Origin of the sequence: Erwinia sp. AnSW2-5, assembly GCF_045107195.1 — a bacterium.
In the GTDB taxonomy this organism is placed as follows: Bacteria; Pseudomonadota; Gammaproteobacteria; order Enterobacterales; family Enterobacteriaceae; genus Erwinia.
Genome location: NZ_JBJGXA010000001.1, coordinates 138,063 through 155,863, shown reverse-complemented (window position 1 = coordinate 155,863; position 17,801 = coordinate 138,063). Strand labels below are relative to the sequence as shown.

Annotated in this window: 17 protein-coding genes and 2 pseudogenes; 7 read left to right on the top strand and 12 right to left on the bottom strand. The window is 57.1% G+C overall.

Going from position 1 to position 17,801, the window contains the following annotated elements; all coding sequences use genetic code 11:
* Positions 1-39: 39 nt before the first annotated feature.
* Together ACFL9S_RS00655 and ACFL9S_RS00650 are read right to left on the bottom strand one after the other, a co-directional pair.
* A pseudogene (locus tag ACFL9S_RS00655) lies at positions 40-339 on the bottom strand (MFS transporter); the annotation flags it as partial.
* A complete protein-coding gene (locus ACFL9S_RS00650) occupies positions 330-503 on the bottom strand; it encodes an MFS transporter (protein ID WP_405259688.1) in 174 nt (57 codons plus the stop codon). The pseudogene ACFL9S_RS00655 and the gene ACFL9S_RS00650, both read right to left, overlap by 10 nt.
* Here ACFL9S_RS00650 and ACFL9S_RS00645 point away from each other — a divergent pair.
* Positions 469-840, top strand: a pseudogene (locus ACFL9S_RS00645) (alpha/beta fold hydrolase); the annotation flags it as partial. The gene ACFL9S_RS00650 and the pseudogene ACFL9S_RS00645 overlap by 35 nt on opposite strands.
* A 77-nt stretch (positions 841-917) precedes the next feature.
* Here the strand turns inward: ACFL9S_RS00645 and ACFL9S_RS00640 are convergent.
* The 4 genes from ACFL9S_RS00640 to ACFL9S_RS00625 form a co-directional block, all read right to left on the bottom strand.
* A complete protein-coding gene (locus ACFL9S_RS00640; protein WP_405259687.1) occupies positions 918-1,772 on the bottom strand; it encodes an alpha/beta hydrolase in 855 nt (284 codons plus the stop codon).
* Positions 1,773-2,002: 230 nt separating this feature from the next.
* A complete protein-coding gene (locus ACFL9S_RS00635) occupies positions 2,003-2,926 on the bottom strand; it encodes a sugar ABC transporter substrate-binding protein (protein ID WP_405259686.1) in 924 nt (307 codons plus the stop codon).
* 108 nt (positions 2,927-3,034) lie between these two features.
* Complete coding sequence (locus tag ACFL9S_RS00630) at positions 3,035-3,811, bottom strand: TIM barrel protein (RefSeq protein ID WP_405259685.1); 777 nt, start codon at positions 3,809-3,811, stop codon at positions 3,035-3,037.
* A gap of 5 nt (positions 3,812-3,816) precedes the next feature.
* Positions 3,817-4,836 carry a Gfo/Idh/MocA family oxidoreductase gene (locus ACFL9S_RS00625; protein ID WP_405259684.1) on the bottom strand — a complete coding sequence of 340 codons (1,020 nt, stop codon included), beginning with the start codon at positions 4,834-4,836 and terminating at the stop codon, positions 3,817-3,819.
* 191 nt (positions 4,837-5,027) lie between these two features.
* Between ACFL9S_RS00625 and ACFL9S_RS00620 the strand changes: the two genes are divergently transcribed.
* Positions 5,028-7,004, top strand: a complete 1,977-nt coding sequence (locus tag ACFL9S_RS00620; protein WP_405259683.1) for a sigma-54-dependent Fis family transcriptional regulator — start codon at positions 5,028-5,030, stop codon at positions 7,002-7,004.
* 43 nt (positions 7,005-7,047) lie between these two features.
* Positions 7,048-7,719 (top strand): TerC family protein, encoded by a 672-nt coding sequence (locus tag ACFL9S_RS00615; protein WP_405259682.1) that lies wholly within the window; start codon positions 7,048-7,050, stop codon positions 7,717-7,719.
* A 92-nt stretch (positions 7,720-7,811) separates the two neighbouring features.
* Here the strand turns inward: ACFL9S_RS00615 and ACFL9S_RS00610 are convergent, their stop codons facing one another.
* The 3 genes from ACFL9S_RS00610 to ACFL9S_RS00600 form a co-directional block, all read right to left on the bottom strand.
* Positions 7,812-8,309, bottom strand: coding sequence for a TIGR00645 family protein (locus tag ACFL9S_RS00610; protein ID WP_133844428.1), 498 nt, complete (start codon positions 8,307-8,309; stop codon positions 7,812-7,814).
* Positions 8,310-8,645: 336 nt separating this feature from the next.
* The gene (locus ACFL9S_RS00605) at positions 8,646-8,867 is read right to left on the bottom strand and encodes a hypothetical protein (RefSeq protein WP_405259680.1); all 222 of its coding nucleotides are present in this window, start codon (positions 8,865-8,867) and stop codon (positions 8,646-8,648) included.
* A gap of 13 nt (positions 8,868-8,880) precedes the next feature.
* Positions 8,881-9,213, bottom strand: coding sequence for a helix-turn-helix domain-containing protein (locus ACFL9S_RS00600; protein WP_405259679.1), 333 nt, complete (start codon positions 9,211-9,213; stop codon positions 8,881-8,883).
* 204 nt (positions 9,214-9,417) lie between these two features.
* Here ACFL9S_RS00600 and ACFL9S_RS00595 point away from each other — a divergent pair, with 204 nt between their 5' ends.
* Entirely contained in the window at positions 9,418-10,329 is a 912-nt protein-coding gene (locus ACFL9S_RS00595) for a LysR family transcriptional regulator (protein WP_405259678.1), read from the top strand.
* 7 nt (positions 10,330-10,336) lie between these two features.
* On the opposite strand, the gene ACFL9S_RS00590 is transcribed toward ACFL9S_RS00595, so the two are convergent.
* Positions 10,337-11,242, bottom strand: coding sequence for a siderophore-interacting protein (locus ACFL9S_RS00590; RefSeq protein ID WP_405259677.1), 906 nt, complete (start codon positions 11,240-11,242; stop codon positions 10,337-10,339).
* Between the two features lie 192 nt (positions 11,243-11,434).
* Here ACFL9S_RS00590 and ACFL9S_RS00585 point away from each other — a divergent pair, with 192 nt between their 5' ends.
* Positions 11,435-12,565 carry a GNAT family N-acetyltransferase gene (locus ACFL9S_RS00585; protein ID WP_405259676.1) on the top strand — a complete coding sequence of 377 codons (1,131 nt, stop codon included), beginning with the start codon at positions 11,435-11,437 and terminating at the stop codon, positions 12,563-12,565.
* 17 nt (positions 12,566-12,582) lie between these two features.
* Here ACFL9S_RS00585 and ACFL9S_RS00580 read toward each other — a convergent pair whose 3' ends face one another.
* Together ACFL9S_RS00580 and ACFL9S_RS00575 are read right to left on the bottom strand one after the other, a co-directional pair.
* Positions 12,583-14,415, bottom strand: a complete 1,833-nt coding sequence (locus ACFL9S_RS00580; protein ID WP_405259675.1) for an ABC transporter ATP-binding protein — start codon at positions 14,413-14,415, stop codon at positions 12,583-12,585.
* Between the two features lie 265 nt (positions 14,416-14,680).
* Positions 14,681-15,451 carry a DeoR/GlpR family DNA-binding transcription regulator gene (locus ACFL9S_RS00575; protein ID WP_405259674.1) on the bottom strand — a complete coding sequence of 257 codons (771 nt, stop codon included), beginning with the start codon at positions 15,449-15,451 and terminating at the stop codon, positions 14,681-14,683.
* Positions 15,452-15,638: 187 nt separating this feature from the next.
* Here ACFL9S_RS00575 and ACFL9S_RS00570 point away from each other — a divergent pair, with 187 nt between their 5' ends.
* Both ACFL9S_RS00570 and ACFL9S_RS00565 read left to right on the top strand, forming a co-directional pair.
* On the top strand, positions 15,639-16,661 hold the full coding sequence (locus ACFL9S_RS00570; protein ID WP_405259673.1) for an SIS domain-containing protein: 1,023 nt from the start codon (positions 15,639-15,641) through the stop codon (positions 16,659-16,661).
* Complete coding sequence (locus ACFL9S_RS00565; protein WP_405259672.1) at positions 16,658-17,596, top strand: ROK family protein; 939 nt, start codon at positions 16,658-16,660, stop codon at positions 17,594-17,596. Before ACFL9S_RS00570 ends, ACFL9S_RS00565 begins: the two co-directional genes overlap by 4 nt.
* Positions 17,597-17,801 lie beyond the last annotated feature (205 nt).

Below are 17,801 nucleotides of genomic sequence, written 5' to 3'. Positions count from 1 at the left end.
CTGGTTACGGGTTTTCTCAATCAGAAAGATGACGGCGGATTAGTGCAGAGAGATAAAGTGGTGTACCCGGGGCTTCTCTTCCCCCTGATGGAAACGGGTCACGCTGCTTTGTAAATCCGCATCGGCGTGGGAGACGCGCTGATGCTGACGCAGATGCTCATGCCAGGACTCTACCAGGAACCACTCGATCAGCGTGCGGGCATCATGGCTGTGCTCGGCAATGCCCCAGGCGTAAGCCCCATCACGGCGGCGGATAAGCGACAATTTTTTAATCTCTGCCAGAAACGCCGGACGATCTTCGGGTGCGATCTGGTACTCAATCTGAATCATCACCGGGCCACCAGCGGCAGCAGTGCCCAGGTGACGCTGGCAAAGAAGAAGTAAATCGCGGTACGCACCAGCACCCGATGCAGTTCACGGCTGGCTTTGACGTAGCGAAGACCTGCACGGAACGCTCCGAAAAAATGCAAGGATCGGGCGCAATTTATCAAAGACTTTGCCACACCGTTCTACGGCATTAACGCCGGGCAAACAATTTCCGACGGCGTACTGACCCAGACGCTGAATATTGCGCTGCTGGCCTCGCTGAAAGGCACCATTGATTGTGTAACCGCGTTTGAAGGGACTGATTTCCGCGAAGATATCGCGAAAGTGACCGTGCCGACGCTGGTGATCCACGGCAGCCATGACCAGATTGTGCCGTTTGAAGCCACCGGCAAGCTGGCCGCCGCGATGATCCCCGGATCGGAGCTGAAAGTGTATGACAACGCGCCGCATGGCTTTGCCGTCACCCATCAGGACCAGTTAAATCAGGATCTGCTGGCGTTTTTGCAACGATGATATTATCGCGGGCGGGGCATGCCCCGCCCCTACACTTTGCACGAAAATAGGTAGGGGTCAGGCATGCCTGACCCGAATCAGCTGCGCGCCGCCAGCCACACCGCATAGGCTTCATCCCAGATAGCGGCAGGCGTTCCTGCCTTGCCCAGGCCAAAACCATGACCGCCCTGTGAAATACGGATCATCTGCACCGAAACCCCGGCTTTGCGGCAAGTTTCGTGCATGATCACGCTATTTTCCGGGTCTGAGGTGCGGTCATCTTCTGCCTGGGCGAGGAACAACGGCGGATAGGCGCGGGTGACATAGTTCTGCACGGACCAGTTGGCCTCTTCCGCCGGGGACGGATGATTGCCCACCAGCGACAGGTGCGTATTGGTATGGGTGTAAGGAGGTTCGAGGGTGATCACCGGGTAAATCAGACCCACGCTGTCCGCTTTGGGGACGATCTGGTCAATCGTATCCTGCGGAGCATAGGACGCGTAATCCGGGCGCGCCGCCGCCAGACCCAGCATATGCCCCCCGGCCGAAAAGCCGAGCAGGTGCACATTATTTTCCATTGAACGCACCAGACGGATCGCCCGCTGTGCATCCTGAAACGCCACGCGGTTGCCATCCTGCCAGTGTTCACCCGGCAGGCGATAGCTGAGCACATAGGCGGTATAGCCTTTGCTGTTCAGCCAGCGCGCCACCGGCCACCCTTCCCGCCCCATACCGATCCAGCGATAACCACCGCCAGCGGCAATCAGCACCGCTTTACCGTTAGGGTTCTCCGGCACAAAGCGCTGAATACCGGGGCTGACAATGTTGGACCAGGATCCGTTCGCAGAAATGCGTAGCGCGCCTGTCGGGCCGCCGCCGCCTGGTGGTTCATCCGGCCATAGCGGGAAAAAGTCCTGACGGGCGAACAGGTTATCGGTGCTCATGGCAAGCATAAACGCACCGGTGCCCAATATGAACCGACGGCGACTAATCAAGATGCATGTCCAACATTCTCAGCAGGAAACAGGGAGGTTTTTGTTGAGCAACGAAGGGCGTGGCTCAGTGGCGAAATAGTATGCATATCGCACAGGAAATGCTACTGGCATCACACTTTTTTAATCGTGGAATGGAAAATATTCAGAAAGGGGACTATCAGGCCCTGTTCACCAGGGCCAGGCGGGGATTATTTAACGTTTTTGCTGGTGAAGGCTTCGTAATTATCTTTGGTGATCACCTGATACGGGATCCACATAAACTTGTCGCCATTTTTGCCATCAATGACCTGTTTTGCCATGGTAACTGCGCCTTTACCCTGGCCTGCGGCATCCTGGAAAACGGTTAATGCCAGCTTGCCGTTTTTGATAAATTGCAGCGCATCCGGGGTGCCGTCGATCCCGGCGACCAGAATATCTTTCTTGCCGCTCTGGTTCAGCGCCATAATCGCGCCAATCGCCATCTCATCGTTGTTGGCAGCTATCGCATCGATCTTATCGCCAGACAACAACCAGCCGGAGGTGACATCCACGGCTTCGTTACGCATCCACTGGGCAGACTGCTTCTCGACCACTTTCATCCCTTTATATTTGGCGATGACATCTTCCGTGGCTTTGGTGCGCTGGCGTGCCTCTTCCGCTGACAACGCGCCCATCAGAATGGCGACGTTACCTTTGTAGTTCATTTTTTTCGCCAGCGCCTCCATCTCCATGCGTCCACCCAGCAGCGAATCGGAGCCGACGTAGGCCATTTTTCCGCTCAGTTCGACTTCCGGTTTACGGTTGACGAAAATCAGCGGGATGTTGGCGCGCTTCGCCGCCTCCATCATCGGTTTTACCCCCTGGGTATCCACCGGATTGAGGATGATGGCGTCAACGCCCTGGTTAATAAAGTTCTCAACCTGCTGTACCTGTACCGCGACATCACCTTTAGCATCTTCAAACTGTCCCTGGATCTGCTCTTTTTCCATCTCTTTCGCCATCTGCGTTCGCAGAATGGAGACAAAGTTAAGATCGAAGTTCGCCAGAGCAACACCAATACGCAGATCTTTTGCCTGGGAAGCGGGTGCCAGTGCAAGAGCACCAATCAACAGTGCGATTTTATTCACGTTCATGGATGAATTCCTGTAGGTGTAGGTAAGTTATTATTTTGGGTAGTGAACGAAATGAACGACGCAGGTCCTCCTGAAAAAAGCGGCCAGGGCTGGCCGCATCATGGTTAATTAATCAAAGTGCGCTTTAAAACTTGCCAGGGCAGCTTCGCTGTCCCCGGACGCCCAGCCTTCCAGCGCAATGACCCCCCGATAATTCATGGCTCGCAGGGCTTTCGCCACTGCACGATAGTTAATCTCACCTGTTCCCGGCTCACAGCGGCCCGGCACGTCAGCGACCTGGATTTCGCCAATGGCATTTCCACTGCGCTGCACCAGTTCGATCAGATTGCCTTCGCCGATCTGCGCGTGGTACAGGTCAAGATTCATTTTCAGATACGGGCTGTTCACCGCCTCCACCAGCGCCAGCGTATCGGCGGCTTTGGCAAACGGCGTGCCCGGATGGTCAACAGCAAGGTTGAGATTTTCCAGGGTAAACACGCGCCCGGCCTTTTCACCCAGTGCGGCGAGTTTTTCCAGGGTACGCACGGCTTTTACCCACATCTCACCGGTGACAATCTCTACAGGCTTAACGGGCAGCCCCTGATTATCCAACCCTGTTCCGTGCAGGTTCAGGCTCGGGCAATTAAGACGTGCTGCTACGGCCAGCGACGCTTCGGCGCTGCTCAGCAGGTTGGCAATCTCGTCATCGTCCGTCAGATTGCCGGTCAGGTAGCCGGTCATGGAGGTGAAACGCGCCCCCGTTGCCGCCAGCGCATCAATGTCTTTATTGTTCCAGTGCCAGATCTCCACGCCGAAACCCAGTTGATGAATACGCTTCACACGTTCGATAAAGGGTAAATCCAGAAAAACCATTTCGGCTGAAACCGAAAGACGATAATCCGACATCGTTGTTATCCTCGTAATGGAATCGGTTTGCCCTGCTGGACAGAAGCAATACAGGCCAGCGCGATTTCCAGCGCATTACGCGCATCTTCCCCGGTCGCACGCGGCGTTTCGCCACGGGCGGCACAACGGACAAATTCAGTCAGCTCGGCAATGTAGGCATCGGCCAGCAGGTCGGTGTCCTGGCGAGAGGTATCGATAGCAATCCCGGCCGCGCCAAAACGCACGCAGTTATTCACGTTGATGTTGCCCATCTGGAACATGCCGTTATTGCCGAACACTTCTGCACGGACGTCATAACCGTAAACCGCTTCGAAGCTGGCATCCGCGACGGCAATTGCGCCGTTATCAAAGCGAATAGTCACCACCGAGGTATCCAGCAGCCCTTTGTCTTTGAAGTCCGGGCGCACCAGTGCGTCGGCGATGGCATACACTTCCACCGGTTTCGCGCCGGGGTTGCAGTGCAGCAGCGTGTCAAAATCGTGGATCAGCGTTTCCAGGTAGATAGTCCAGGGCGGGATGCCGCTCGGGTCGCGCAGTGGAGAAGGGTCGCGCGTCAGGGAACGAATCAGCTGCGGCGTGCCGATCTCACCATTTTTGATCCCGGCCAGCGCAGCAGCGAAGCCCGCTGCAAAACGGCGGTTAAAGCCCACCTGCAACACCACGCCCGCTGTTTTCGCGGCAGCAATCGCGTGATCCGCCTCTTCGAGGGTGATGGCCATCGGTTTTTCGCAGAACACATGTTTTCCAGCCCGCGCTGCCGCCGCCACCAGCTCCGCATGCGTGCGTGCCGGTGTCGCGATCAGCACCGCATCAATGTCCGGGTCATCGAGCATCAACTGGGGTTCGCTATAATATTTGCCCGCCCCCAACGTCTCAGCCAGACGCTGTGCCGCTCCCGGCACCGGGTCGGCCACCGCGGCCAGCACCGCACCCGGCACCTTGTGCGCCAGCGAGGTCGCATGGAAGCTCCCCATGCGCCCTGCTCCGATTAACCCCACACGCACGATCTGTTTTGTCACTGACATCTTGTTCCCCTTCAGGTGGCTGGCTGACTGTTTTTTTGTCGTTAAACAGACATAAGCAAACCCTATGCCAGAGTGCGGAACACCGCAGGGCGCGCCTTTCTCTTCCTGCTGCGATCACAAAATGAACACAAAAAAAACATGTCAACTTAACATGTCTATAAAATGGACATTCCATTTGGGGAGGATGCAAAATGAATCAACCGACATTAGCCGGTGCGATTAACGCAGAGTGTGATGGACAGCTGAGCTTGCCTGCGGGCAGTGATGCCAGCCGCTGGGACAGCCTGCTGGAACAGGCAAGGCGGGATTTTGATGCCGGGCGTGAGCCGGAGTTTGTGCGCCCGGATGTCCTCAGTTCGTGGAAAAGCAGCCGCGCCGCCGGGATTGATCCTGCACACTTTGCCTACACCTTCCCACCCGAAGAGCGGGTTAAACAGATTCTGGCCGATAACGCCGAGCTGATTGAAGTGGCGGGCAGCATTATGGAGAATCTGCTGGCTTATAACCCGGACGGCCACATTAATCTGACCGATGCACAGGGGATTACGCTCTCCTGCTGCGGGCGCGATCTGACCCCGGTGGGCAGCATTCTGACCGAATCAGAGATGGGCACCAACTGTACCGCACGCTGCCTGAAACAGCAGCGGCTGGTGTATATGCTCAACGGTGAAAACTGGAAATCTGCCTTGCGTGAGCGCCACCTGCAATGTGCTGCTGCGCCCATCCGCGATGCCGAGGGGCGGATGATCGGCGTACTGACGCTGACCGCCAGCCAGGATAATTTCCACTATCATACTCTCGGCACCGTGCAGGCGGCCGCCGAAGCCATCGGGCAGCAGCTGATCCTGCGTGCGCTACTGGCCGAGCAGAAGTCGATCCTCGAAACGCTGAACGAAGGGGTGATCGTGCTCGATCGATCAGGGGTGATCAAAACCATCAATCGCTATGCCCGACAGATCTTCCACGGACTGGCTCGCGCCGGTCATCAGGTGGATGAGGTGCTGAACCCGGAACATACGCGCCTGGCGACCATGACCTTCTGCAACGACCGCGAAATCGTCTTCAGTCCCGCAGAGAATCAGCGCGTCTGCTGCCTGGTGTCGGTGATGCCCGCACCGGGAGGCGGTAAGGTCATCGCCCTGCGCGAGAATCAGCGAATCCGGGCGATTACCCGCCGGGTGATGGGTGCCAGCGCCAGTTACACCTTTGATATGCTGTGCGGCAGCGCGCCTGCCTTGCAGGTGGCGATGGATAAAGCACGTAGCTGCTGCCGCAGCGACAGCACCGTGTTACTCACGGGCGAGAGTGGCACTGGCAAAGAGCTGTTTGCTCAGGCGATTCATAACGGCAGCCTGCGCTGCGGCGAGCCTTTTATTGCCGTTAACTGCGGTGCGCTGCCGCGCGATCTGGTACAGAGCGAGTTGTTTGGCTATATGGACGGTGCCTTTACCGGATCGCGACGCGGCGGTGCCGCAGGTAAGTTCGAGCTGGCAGAAGGTGGGACGCTGTTTCTGGATGAAATTGGCGATATGCCGCTGGAAGCGCAAACCAGCCTGCTGCGCGTGTTGCAGGAGAGCGAAGTGGTGCGTATTGGCGCCTCGCAGCCGGTGAAGGTCAATGTGCGCATTATCGCTGCCACCAACTGCAATCTGATCCGGGCAGTGGAAAGCGGGGCGTTTCGCCGCGACCTCTACTACCGGCTGAATGTGATTTCTATTCCCATTCCGGCCCTGCGCGAACGCAGCAGCGATATCCCGGCGCTGACCGAGTGGTTCCGCGAGAAAGTCTGCACCCAGTTGAAGAAGATTAACGTGCAGTTTACTGCTGGGGCAATGGACGCCTTAAGCCAGTACCACTGGCCGGGTAACGTCCGGGAGCTGGAAAACATTGTTGAGCGGGTGATCAATATGAACGACGGACTGTTTATCGATGTGCAGGAGCTGCCCGATGAAGTCACCCGACGCGCGCCCTCCGGCAGCGCGGTTCATCCGGCGGAACCGCAGCAGGCCGCTCGGCTGGATGTGAATGAGCGCGCGCATATTATTACCACGCTGGATGCGCTGAACGGCAATCTGCGCCAGGCGGCTCAGTTAATGGGGCTGTCACGCGCCGGGTTATATAATAAACTGAAGAAATATCAGATCAGTGCTGACGCGTTTCGCCGCTGATCGCTTCGGTCACTGCGGTGACCCCTTTCGCTGTGTTGACTGAGTGCTTATGTGGTTCGAACATCTGGATTTTGCCGTTATCCTGCTACAAATCGTATTAATTGATCTGTTACTGGGTGGCGATAACGCCGTGGTTATCGCCCTCGCCTGCCGCAAGCTGCCCCCGCATATGCAGAAAAAAGCGATTATTCTCGGCACGCTCGGGGCGATTGTTGCCCGCGTTGTGCTGCTGATTATTGCCGTTCATCTGCTGGCGCTGCCGTGGCTGAAGGTGGTTGGTGGCCTGCTGTTGCTGTGGATTGGCTTTAAGCTGGTTGGCAACGAAGAGGAAGAAGCCACCATCAATGGCGACAATCGTCTGTGGAAAACCGTGCTGACCATTACGCTGGCCGATGTGGTGATGTCGCTGGATAACGTGCTGGCCGTGGCGGCTGCCGGTAAAGGCAACGTCTGGCTGGTGTCGTTCGGCGTGTTGATCAGCATTCCGATCATCGTGATGGGCAGTAAACTGGTGCTGACGTTGCTGTCGCGCTTCCCGTTTATCGTCACGCTGGGTGGCGCGCTGATTGGCTGGATCGCGGGCAGTATGCTGGTCACCGATCCGGCGCTGCTGCCTTATACCGCTGCCATTGCGTATCTGTACTGGATGGCCGGAGCCATTGGGGCGCTATTGGTGGTGGGATACGGTGTGGTAAGACGCGAGCGGGCGTCGTAGGGGTCGGGCATGCCCGACCCGCATTAATACTGGGTGAGGCATGCCTCACCCCTACAAAAATGCGATGGTTTTCGGAGGCATTTAACCTGACGCTAAATCTTCTCTTTCTTCGACATACTGTCCAGATAACCCATCACAAACGCCGACAACACAAACGTCAGATGAATAATCACGTACCACAGTAGCTTGTTATCCGGGATATTCTTCGCATCCATAAACACACGCAGCAGATGGATAGAGGAGATCGCCACAATCGATGCCGCGACCTTATTTTTCAGCGATCCCGAATCCATCTTGCCCAGCCAGTTGAGCTTCTCTCTGTTCTCATCAATATCCAGCTTAGAGACAAAATTTTCGTAGCCGGAGAGCATCACCATCACCAGCAGACCACCGACCAGCGTCATGTCGATCATCGAAAGCAGCACCAGCACCATGTCATTTTCCGACATCTCAAGCACATGTGGCAGCAGATGGATCAGCTCCTGGAAAAACTTAATGGCCAGCGCCACTAATCCCAGCGACAGCCCGAGGTAAATCGGTGCCAGCAGCCAGCGCGCAGAGTAAATCAGGTTTTCGACGAAACGTTCCATAGCATCCAGTTCACAATTCAACAGGGCGAACAGTATACCCGATGGCTGATGACCTTTTTCAAGGCATGCGCACTGAAAACAGCGGAATTTAAGCGACTTTACGTTGAGGACATCAATAACATCCCCCAGCCTGGAATAGGGACGACTGGAATCAGCCTTCTCTTAACAGGTCGACATAAGCTTGATAGCTAAACATCTTCCCTCGTAAGCGACCCGTAGTTTCTACCAGCACACCAGCATTTTGTAATGTGCGGATAACAGTATTGGCCGTTGGGAATGACACACCAAGCGCTTCTGATGTTCGCTCGACTGTCATTTTCGGCATCGTTGGCAACATCAATTAGAGCCAGCGGGCACCTCATCCTGGCCACCCTGCGGCAGCAGATCGTTAATCGGGCGCATCATCTTTTTCATCTGGCGTTCATAGCCGAACGGGCTGCCCTGCCCGTTATCGGCATGCATCGTGATCGGTGCCTGCTGGCTTGCCGCAGCGGCCTGGGTGAAAGGATGAAGAGACAGCACCGCCAGCACGGCGGCCATTTTAGTCAACTGGCGCACGGGTCCTCCGGACTTAATGATATTGACGGAACTGAATGCGGTAATCGCGCGGGGTAACATTGAAGTGCTTTTTAAACACCCGCTGGAAGCACTGCTGGGAAGAGAAACCGAGGTCCATCGAAATCGCCATGATAGTTTTGGTCGAACCCACCAGACAGCGGGCGGCCTGATCAAGGCGGCGACTGCGGATAAACGTCGCCAGGGTGATGCCCCTTTGCTCTTTAAACGCCCGTTGCAGATGCCACTTTGAATAGCCGGATTTTGCCGCTACGGCTTCAATATTGAGGCCTTCTTCTAAGTGATCGTCAATCCAGTCGACGATCACGTCGACGATTTCATTTTTCATTTTTAGCTCCGCGATGACGGGCGCAGTACGCCCACTCCTGCCTTAAAAGAACAAGGAAGTTAGTTATTATTTTGATTTTATTGAAGTAATTGCGATATGAAAAAAAAGGGAGAACATATCAAAAAAACGTGGAAGGGATGGTATTAGACCGATTAAAATAGTTCAAATAGATAATATGAATCTTGGATAATAGACAGGGGCTATATGCCAGCTAACATGGATCTCAACCTGGTGCGGGTATTTATCGCTATCTATGAAACTCAGAGCGTCAGCGGGGCCGCCGCACGTCTGTTTATTACTCAGCCCTCTGCCAGCTACGCCCTGGGTCGGCTGCGGGATGCGACAGGTAATGAGCTGTTTAAACGCAGCCGCAAAGGGATGCAACCGACCCCAACCGCCAGCCAGCTTTATACGGTGTTTAAAAAGTCCCTGAGCGGAATTGAGAAGGCGGTGGCAGATACCCGCAGCTTCTCTCCGGACACATCCTTTCACAAATTTCGTCTCGCCCTCTCTGACCTCGGCGAGCTGCTGCTGCTGCCCGGCCTGGTGAAACATCTGCGCGCCGTTGCCCCTAACGTGCAGCTGGAAGTGATCCCGGTCGAGATGCGAAAACTGGATGAATGGTTGCTGACCGGAAAAGTCGATGCCGCGCTGTGCAGCCGTAACGAGAGTATTTCGCTGGCGCAGCGTGACCGGATGATGGATGAGCGTTATGTCTGCCTGCTGAACGGCCAGCACCCACGTATTGGCGACACCCTGACGCTGGATGCCTACCTGGAGGAACAGCACATTATTGTGTCGACCATCAGCGGGCATTACATGGTGGAGGAGCGGATAAAAGAGTATGGCTTTGAGCGCCGCATTGCGCTGGAAGTCCCGCACTTTGCGGCGCTGGGCGAGCTGATTGCCTCCAGCGACCTGCTGGTGACACTGCCTTCCAGCGCGGCGAAAATCTACGTCGCACGCGGCAACGGGCGCATCATCGCACTGCCGTTTGAGCTGCCGAATCTTGAGGTGTACCTGTACGGGCACACCGAGATCGGGGATATCACCGCCAAAACCTGGTTCTATAACCTGCTGAAAAACGTCAGTCCACAGCTGATGGTGCGCCGCTAACTAAGGGTTAGTCGTTGCGGCGCGGGCCACGGCTCCAGTAGGCCATAAAGCTGATGCACTCCGGCGACAGGCCACGCTCGCCAATCAGATAGCGGCGCAGCTGTTTAACAGCGCTGGACTCGGCAGCCACCCAGCCGTGAAAACGCTTATCCGCGCTATCGGCACGGTCCCAGAGGATGTCGCCCTCATTCTCTTCATGCAGCTCACCGCGCACCAGCGCACTTTCCGGCAGCGTTACCCGCTGTTGCACCGCCCCCAGCAACGCTTCACCATGAGATGCGCCGGTTGCTTCACGCGGCAGCCAGTGGATCTCGGCAAAGGCATAGTGGCTGAGATCCACGCAGTCGCCGCGTTTCGGCATTTCCAGGAACATCTGTAACTGCGGCGGGTTGCTCCAGCCAGCCAGCTGTTCAAGGATCGCTTTCGCCGCCGGGAGTGCGGTTTCATCTGCGACGACCAGCGCGTGCTCCACATCCGGGTGCGGGTCCCACTCGTAGCCACCGCTACTGGTTGGACAGGCGCGGTTCGGTGCCACCATTTGCAACGCCGCACCCGGCTCTGCATTCAGTGCCCAGGCAGAAGCCGGGCCTTCGGTGCCGTGCATCACAAACTCGACTTCCACTTCCCCGGCATCAGCATTAACGTGGCGAAGGGTATAGGTGCGGGCGATCGGGCGGATGTCCTGCGGCATCGCGCGCGCTGTTTCCCACCAGGTTTTCTCCCCTTCATCGGTGAGCGTGGATGGCGTGCCGTTGAGGGAGGGAAACAGCAGTTTGATCCGCTGATCCGGTGCATCCATCTTCATCTGACGCACGTCATCACCGCTGAACACGCAGCGCAGCATCGAAGGTGAAAGTACCTGCTTACGCGCCAGCACCACATTAAACAAGCGATAACCCTGAACACTCGCCATAAATCCGCCTTGTAAACCTGAAAGCCGCGCACGTGTGATAACGCACATAAGGTCGGCAAGAATAGCAAAGCCAGATGATAATGAGAATGAGAACGAGGCTTCTTTACATCTTGAGTACGGAATAACGGATTGATCCCGGCGCAAAAAGCCGTCAACGTAGCACTTTCCCTGTGGTAAATGCGGAGCGCACCGATGTCCCTGACTGTCCTGATGCAACTGGCCGATATTCCGGCCAGTCAGTGGGATGCCCTGGCCCCCAACTCTCAGCCTTTTTTACGCCATGCTTTTCTCTCTGCGCTGGAAGAGAGCGGCGCGGTGAGCCGTGCTTCAGGCTGGCTGCCGCAGCATCTGCTGTGGGTGGAGGACGGAACGCCGCGCGCGGCCATGCCCGGCTATGCGAAAAATCATTCGATGGGGGAATACGTTTTCGATCACGCCTGGGCAGAGGCCAGCGAGCGGGCCGGTATTCCTTATTATCCGAAGTGGCTGTCGGCGGTGCCGTTCAGCCCGGTCAGCGGCGCACGGCTGCTGGGCGACGATCGCGCGGCAGCGCAGCTGTTACAGGCCTTACCTGCGTTTCTGGCCGAACGGCAGCTTTACAGCGGCCATATTAATTTCAGCGATGAGCGCATTCGCCAGGGGCTGGAGCAGGATCCGCGCTGGCTGCCGCGCCTCGGCTGTCAGTATCACTGGCACAACCGGGGTTTTCGCGATTTCCAGGATTTTCTCGATCTCCTCACCTCGCGCAAACGCAAACAGCTGCGTAAAGAGCGCGAACTTGTCGCCAGCCAGGGCGTGGAGTTTGTCTGGTATCAGGGCGCAGAGGTGACAGAAGCGCAGTGGGATTTTGTGTACGCCTGTTACGCCAATACCTATCGCGTGCGCGGCCGTCAGCCTTACCTGCCACGCGTGTTCTTCAGCCTGCTGGCAGAACGGATGCCGGAAGCGATTCGCGTGGTGATCGCCAGCCAGCACGGAGATCCCGTCGCGATGGCGTTCAGCCTGGTGGATGGCAACACCTTCTATGGCCGCTACTGGGGCTGCCTGGAAGAGTTCAACCGCCTGCATTTTGAAACCTGCTTCTATCAGGGGATGGAGTACGCCATTGAGCACGGGTTACAGCGTTTTGATGCGGGGGCGCAGGGTGAACATAAGCTGATCCGCGGTTTCGAACCGGTGCTGACGGAATCCTGGCACCTGCTGCGCCACGCCGGGCTGCACGATGCGGTCGCTGATTTTCTGCATCAGGAGCGTGACGGCGTGCGCAACTGGGCCGAAGACGCTAAAGCATCGCTACCGTGGCGGCAGCCCGATGGGCAATGACACCCGTCGGGCATGATTTATTCTTCGCCAACAAATCCGCCGGTCTGGTGACGCCACAGGCGCGCATACAGGCCGCCTTTCGCCAGCAGTTCGCTGTGGCTACCTATCTCGGCAATCCTGCCCTGCTCCAGCACCACCAGCCGATCCATACGGGCGATGGTCGACAGCCGGTGAGCAATGGCAATCACGGTTTTGTCGCCCATCAGCGTTTCCAGGCTCTCCTGAATGGCGGCTTCCACTTCCGAGTCCAGCGCCGATGTCGCTTCATCCATAATCAGGATCGGCGCATCCTTCAGCAGTACGCGGGCAATGGCAATACGCTGGCGCTGACCCCCGGACAGCTTCACGCCGCGTTCACCTACATGCGCATCCAGCCCGGTGCGGCCCTGCAAATCGGACAGCAGCGGGATAAACTCATCGGCCTTCGCCTGATGAATCGCACGCGTTAGCGCCTCTTCGCTGGCATCCGGGCGGCCGTACAGCAGGTTGTCGCGAATCGAACGGTGCAGCAGCGAGGTGTCCTGGGTGATCATGCCAATCTGTGCGCGCAGGCTCTCCTGGGTGACATCGGCAATGTTCTGACCATCAATCAGAATGCGGCCGCCGTTCAGGTCATACAGCCGCAGCAGCAGATTCACCAGCGTGGATTTTCCGGCACCGGACGGGCCAATCAGGCCGATTTTTTCACCGGGCCGGATAGTCAGTTGCAGGTCATCTATCACCGTGCGTTCGCCGCCGTAGTTAAAGCGGATAGCATCAAACTGGATTTCGCCCTGCTGCACCCGCAGCGCAGGTGCCTGCTCTTTATCACTGACGTTGACCGGCTGGGCAATGGTTTGCAGACCGTCCTGCACCATGCCGATATTTTCAAAGATGCCGTTCACCACCCACATGATCCAGCCGGACATGTTGACGATGCGGATCACCAGCCCGGTCGCCAGCGCAATCGCCCCAACGCTTAACAGTGACTGCGTCCACAGCCACAGCGCCAGCCCGGTGGTGCTGATAATCAGCAGGCCATTCAGCGTGGTGACCACCACATCCATACCGGTGACCATCCGTCCCTGACTGCGGGTTTTTACCGTCTGGTCGCCAATCGCCTCACGTGCGAACTGGCGCTCCAGATCGCTGTGGGCAAACAGTTTCAGCGTGGTGATATTGGTGTAACCGTCAACGATGCAGCCCATCAGACGCGAACGGGAATCACTGGACGCCACCGAACGGGCTTTGACGCGCGGCACAAAGTAGCGCAGGCACAGCACATAGCCAGCAATCCAGATCAGCAGCGGGATGGTCAGCCGCCAGTCGGCTTCGGCGAACAGCACCAGCGTGGTGATGGCGTAAATCAGCACGTGCCACAGGGCATCGACCGCCTGCACCGCCGAGTCACGCAGTGCGTTGCCGGTCTGCATGATGCGCTGGGCGATGCGCCCGGCGAAATCATTCTGGAAGAAGTTCAGGCTCTGGCGCAGCACGTAGTTATGATGCTGCCAGCGGATCATGCTGGTCATGCCGGGGTTGATGGTCTGGTGTACCAGCAGATCGTGCAGGCCAATAAACAACGGCCTGAAGACCAGCGCCACAACGACCATCCACAGCAGTTCGCTGCCATGGTCGCTAAAGAAGGTGGCGGCGGGGCTGATATTTACCAGGTCGATAATGCGGCTGAGATAGCGGAACAGCGCCACTTCGATCAGTGAGGCGATCAGTCCAATCACCAGTAACAGCGCGAAGCATGGCCACACCTGACGCAGATAGAACAGATAGAATGCCCAGAGGTTGTTGGGCGGCGTGTCGGCCGGGGCATCCCTGAAGATGTTGATCATCCTTTCAAAACGGCGATAAAACATAAAGCGGGCTCACTTGTACGGCAGGAACGTTCAGCTTAGTGCATAACCGATACGGGGGTCGACCTCCAGGGAGTTTCCCACAAATTTTAGTGGCTGACACTCTGGCTTCAGGTCTGGGGCCAGTTTGAGCACGCCGGATCGGCAACTGCCGCATCCATGCGGGCCTCGGCACGCGACGTCCTGTCGCGTGACGCCCGGCTTACCTCAATCTGGCCCCATCCCCGCAGAACCGTTGCCCGCTGTGGGTTTTAACACCGCTACGGCCCTACACCAGCGGCACCACCCGCAGCCGAGCCCCATATTTCGCGCGCTGTTTCAGCGCCGGGGACTCTTCGGTGATAATCATTTCAATCTCTGGCAGAGGGCACACATGCGCCAGCGCGCGATAACCCATCTTACTGCTGTCCACCAGCACCACGGTTTTCTCTGCCGCCGCGATCATCGCCTTTTTCACCGGTATTTCGACGGTGTTGATGTTGGTGATACCGCTGTCAAAGTGCACGCCTTCGGCACCCAGAAACGCCCAGTCGACGTGCAGGCTGTTGATCTTATCCACCGTCTCCTGACCAATCAGGGTATACACCGCATTCAGCATCATTCCCCCGGTCACGTGAATGGTGATCCCCGGACAGGCACTCAGCGCCACTGCGGTCAGCACATCATTGGTCACTACGGTCAGATTACGCTTGTCGCGTAACGCCAGCGCCAGTTCATACACGCTGGAGCCGTTATCCAGTATCAGCGACTGACCGTCCTGCACCAGGCTTGCCGCATAACGCGCAATCGCCGCTTTCGCCGGATTGTTCATCTGGCGACGCACGTTGTACGGCGTATCCAGATTGCTCTCCGTGACACCCGATGCCGGCAGCAGGCCACCATGCGTGCGCATCACCATCCCGGTTTTTTCCAGCAGCGACAGGTCGCGGCGGATAGTGGAACTGTCAACACCGAACACGTCGGACAGCTCCACGGCGTTCAGATAGCCTTTTTCCCTGATCATCTCAATTATTTGCAATCGTCTTTTTGATGCGCTCATGTGTCCTTCCTGTTGCGATACCTGCACACTTTCATGCACATACTGTCTTAACCTTGCCCATGTGTCATTATAGCAGACAAAAAATAAGCAAATATTTGTGATAATGCGCGAATAATGCACATTGACTGCGCGAATTCGTGCAGCTATGTTTACTACATCGGAAACAACTTGTGGCAGGGCACTATCAATGTCAGCAACGACTCTCAGCGAATACGAAAAAGATATTGAGCAGCAGGTCGAGGCCCTGCGCGACCAGCTGGCTTACCCGCTGCCGCAGGCACTCAGCGCACTGGATCTCAATCACTACGATCGTATTGTGCTGGCCGGAATGGGATCCTCTGATTACGCACTGATCCCGATCGAACGTGAACTGATCGACCGCGGTTACCCGGTATGGCGTATTGATGCGGGCAGATTGCTCGATATGCCACACCTGGTCACCGCCAACAGCCTGCTGTGGGTGACATCGCAGTCGGGAATGAGTGGTGAAGTCGTGGCGCTGCTCAACAGCATCACGCCGCCAAAAACGCTGATTGGCGTCACCAATGATGCCACCAGCAAACTGGCAAAAAAGGCACAGATTCAGGTATTGCTGCACAGCGGGTCAGAAGCCACCGTCAGTGCGAAAAGCTACCTCAACACGCTCGTCGCCAGTTACCGGGTGTTGTATGCCCTGACCGGGCGGGATGAAAAGCCCTTGCTGGCAACGGTACAGGCTATTCTGCCCGATATCGCGCAAATTATTTGCCAGCGCGCCGAGGCACAAACACTCAGCGATGCGCTGCTGGCCCACAGCCTGCCTCGTGTAGCGATGATTGGTATCGGGAACGATGCCGCCACGGCGTTAACCGGGGCACTGATTACGAAAGAAGCGTCCAAAGTGGCCGCAGAAGGGTTTATCGGCGGGCAGTTCCGCCACGGCCCGATGGAAACATCCGGCGCAGGAATGCTGGCGCTGCTGTTTGGTGATGGCAGCGACAGTACCCTGAATACCCTGGCAGCCGATTTGCTCCATAATGGGACGCTGGTGGTCAGCGTCGGGCCGGAGCAGTACGCCGACAGCGTGCATCTGCCTACACCCGCTGAACCGCTGCCGCGTTTACTCTGTGCCATGCTGTGGGTCCAACACCTGACCGTCACACTGGCGCGGGGAAATGGGCGGGTACCGGGGGAATTTCTCTACGGCCAAAAGATAACGGTGAAAACATGACAACCTCTGACGCACTCTCTCTACGGGCAGGCATCGATATCGGTGGTACCGGCACACGCATTATTTTGCTGGCCGGGCAGCGCGAAATCGCGTCAGAAACCGTTCCAACCGCGTGGTTCGCCACGCTGCCCGCCTGGCAACGTGCCAGCGCTCTGGCAGAGAAAGTGCGTCAGTTACTGCCCGCCGGGCAGCGTTTAGCCAGCCTCGGCATTGGTGCCAGCGGCCCGGTGAACATGAACAGCGAGATCATTGAAAACGAGGATACGCTGGCCTGCTTCTCCGGCTTCCCGTTAGCGTCACAGCTGCGGGAGCTGCTGGGTGTACCGGTGGCCATCGACAACGATGCCGTCGCTGCCGCCATCGGTGAGTTTCACTTAGGCGCAGGCCAGGGCAGTGGCCGCATGCTGATGGTCACACTCGGCACCGGCATTGGCGTGGCGATGCTGGAAGGCGGCACCCCATTTCGCAACATTGACGGCAGCCACCCGGAAGCAGGCCATATCCCGGTCTCCGATGACCCGGTGGTGTGTTACTGCGGATTGCAGGGTTGCTGGGAAATGCTGGCATCACGCGGCTGGCTTCAGCAGGCGCTGACCGCCGCTATCCCCGACCTGCGCTGGGATGCCACGCTCAGTCAGAGATTAAGCCAGTTGGCGGCGGAAAATCCGCGCATCAGCGGCATTCTTTATCAGTACGGCCAGATCGTTGGCCGGGGGTTGAATACCCTGCTGGCGCTGTATGGACCGGATGTAACGGTTCTCAGCGGCAGCGCAGCAGCACTGTTTCCGCTGTTTCAGGGAGGAATGGAGAAAGCGCTGGCGCGGGCCAGTGGCTATGCGGTGAACAAGCACATCATTCCATCTTCTCTGGGCGACGCGGCGGGCGCGCTCGGGGCGGCGATACTGCCAACACTTAGGGGAACCCGCCAACCATAATAAATAAGATCGACCTGTACCCGTCATTCTTCACGCCGCAGGTGCGTTGGCTGCACTCGTTCACCCCAGTCACATAGTTATCTATGCTCCTGGGGATTCACGAGCTGGCCGCCTTCCTGCAACGCGAATTATTCGAGTACAAAAAAGTTGTTCCAATAATAAAGTTCTACCTTTGAATTATTTACGACAATAATAAATGTCTGGG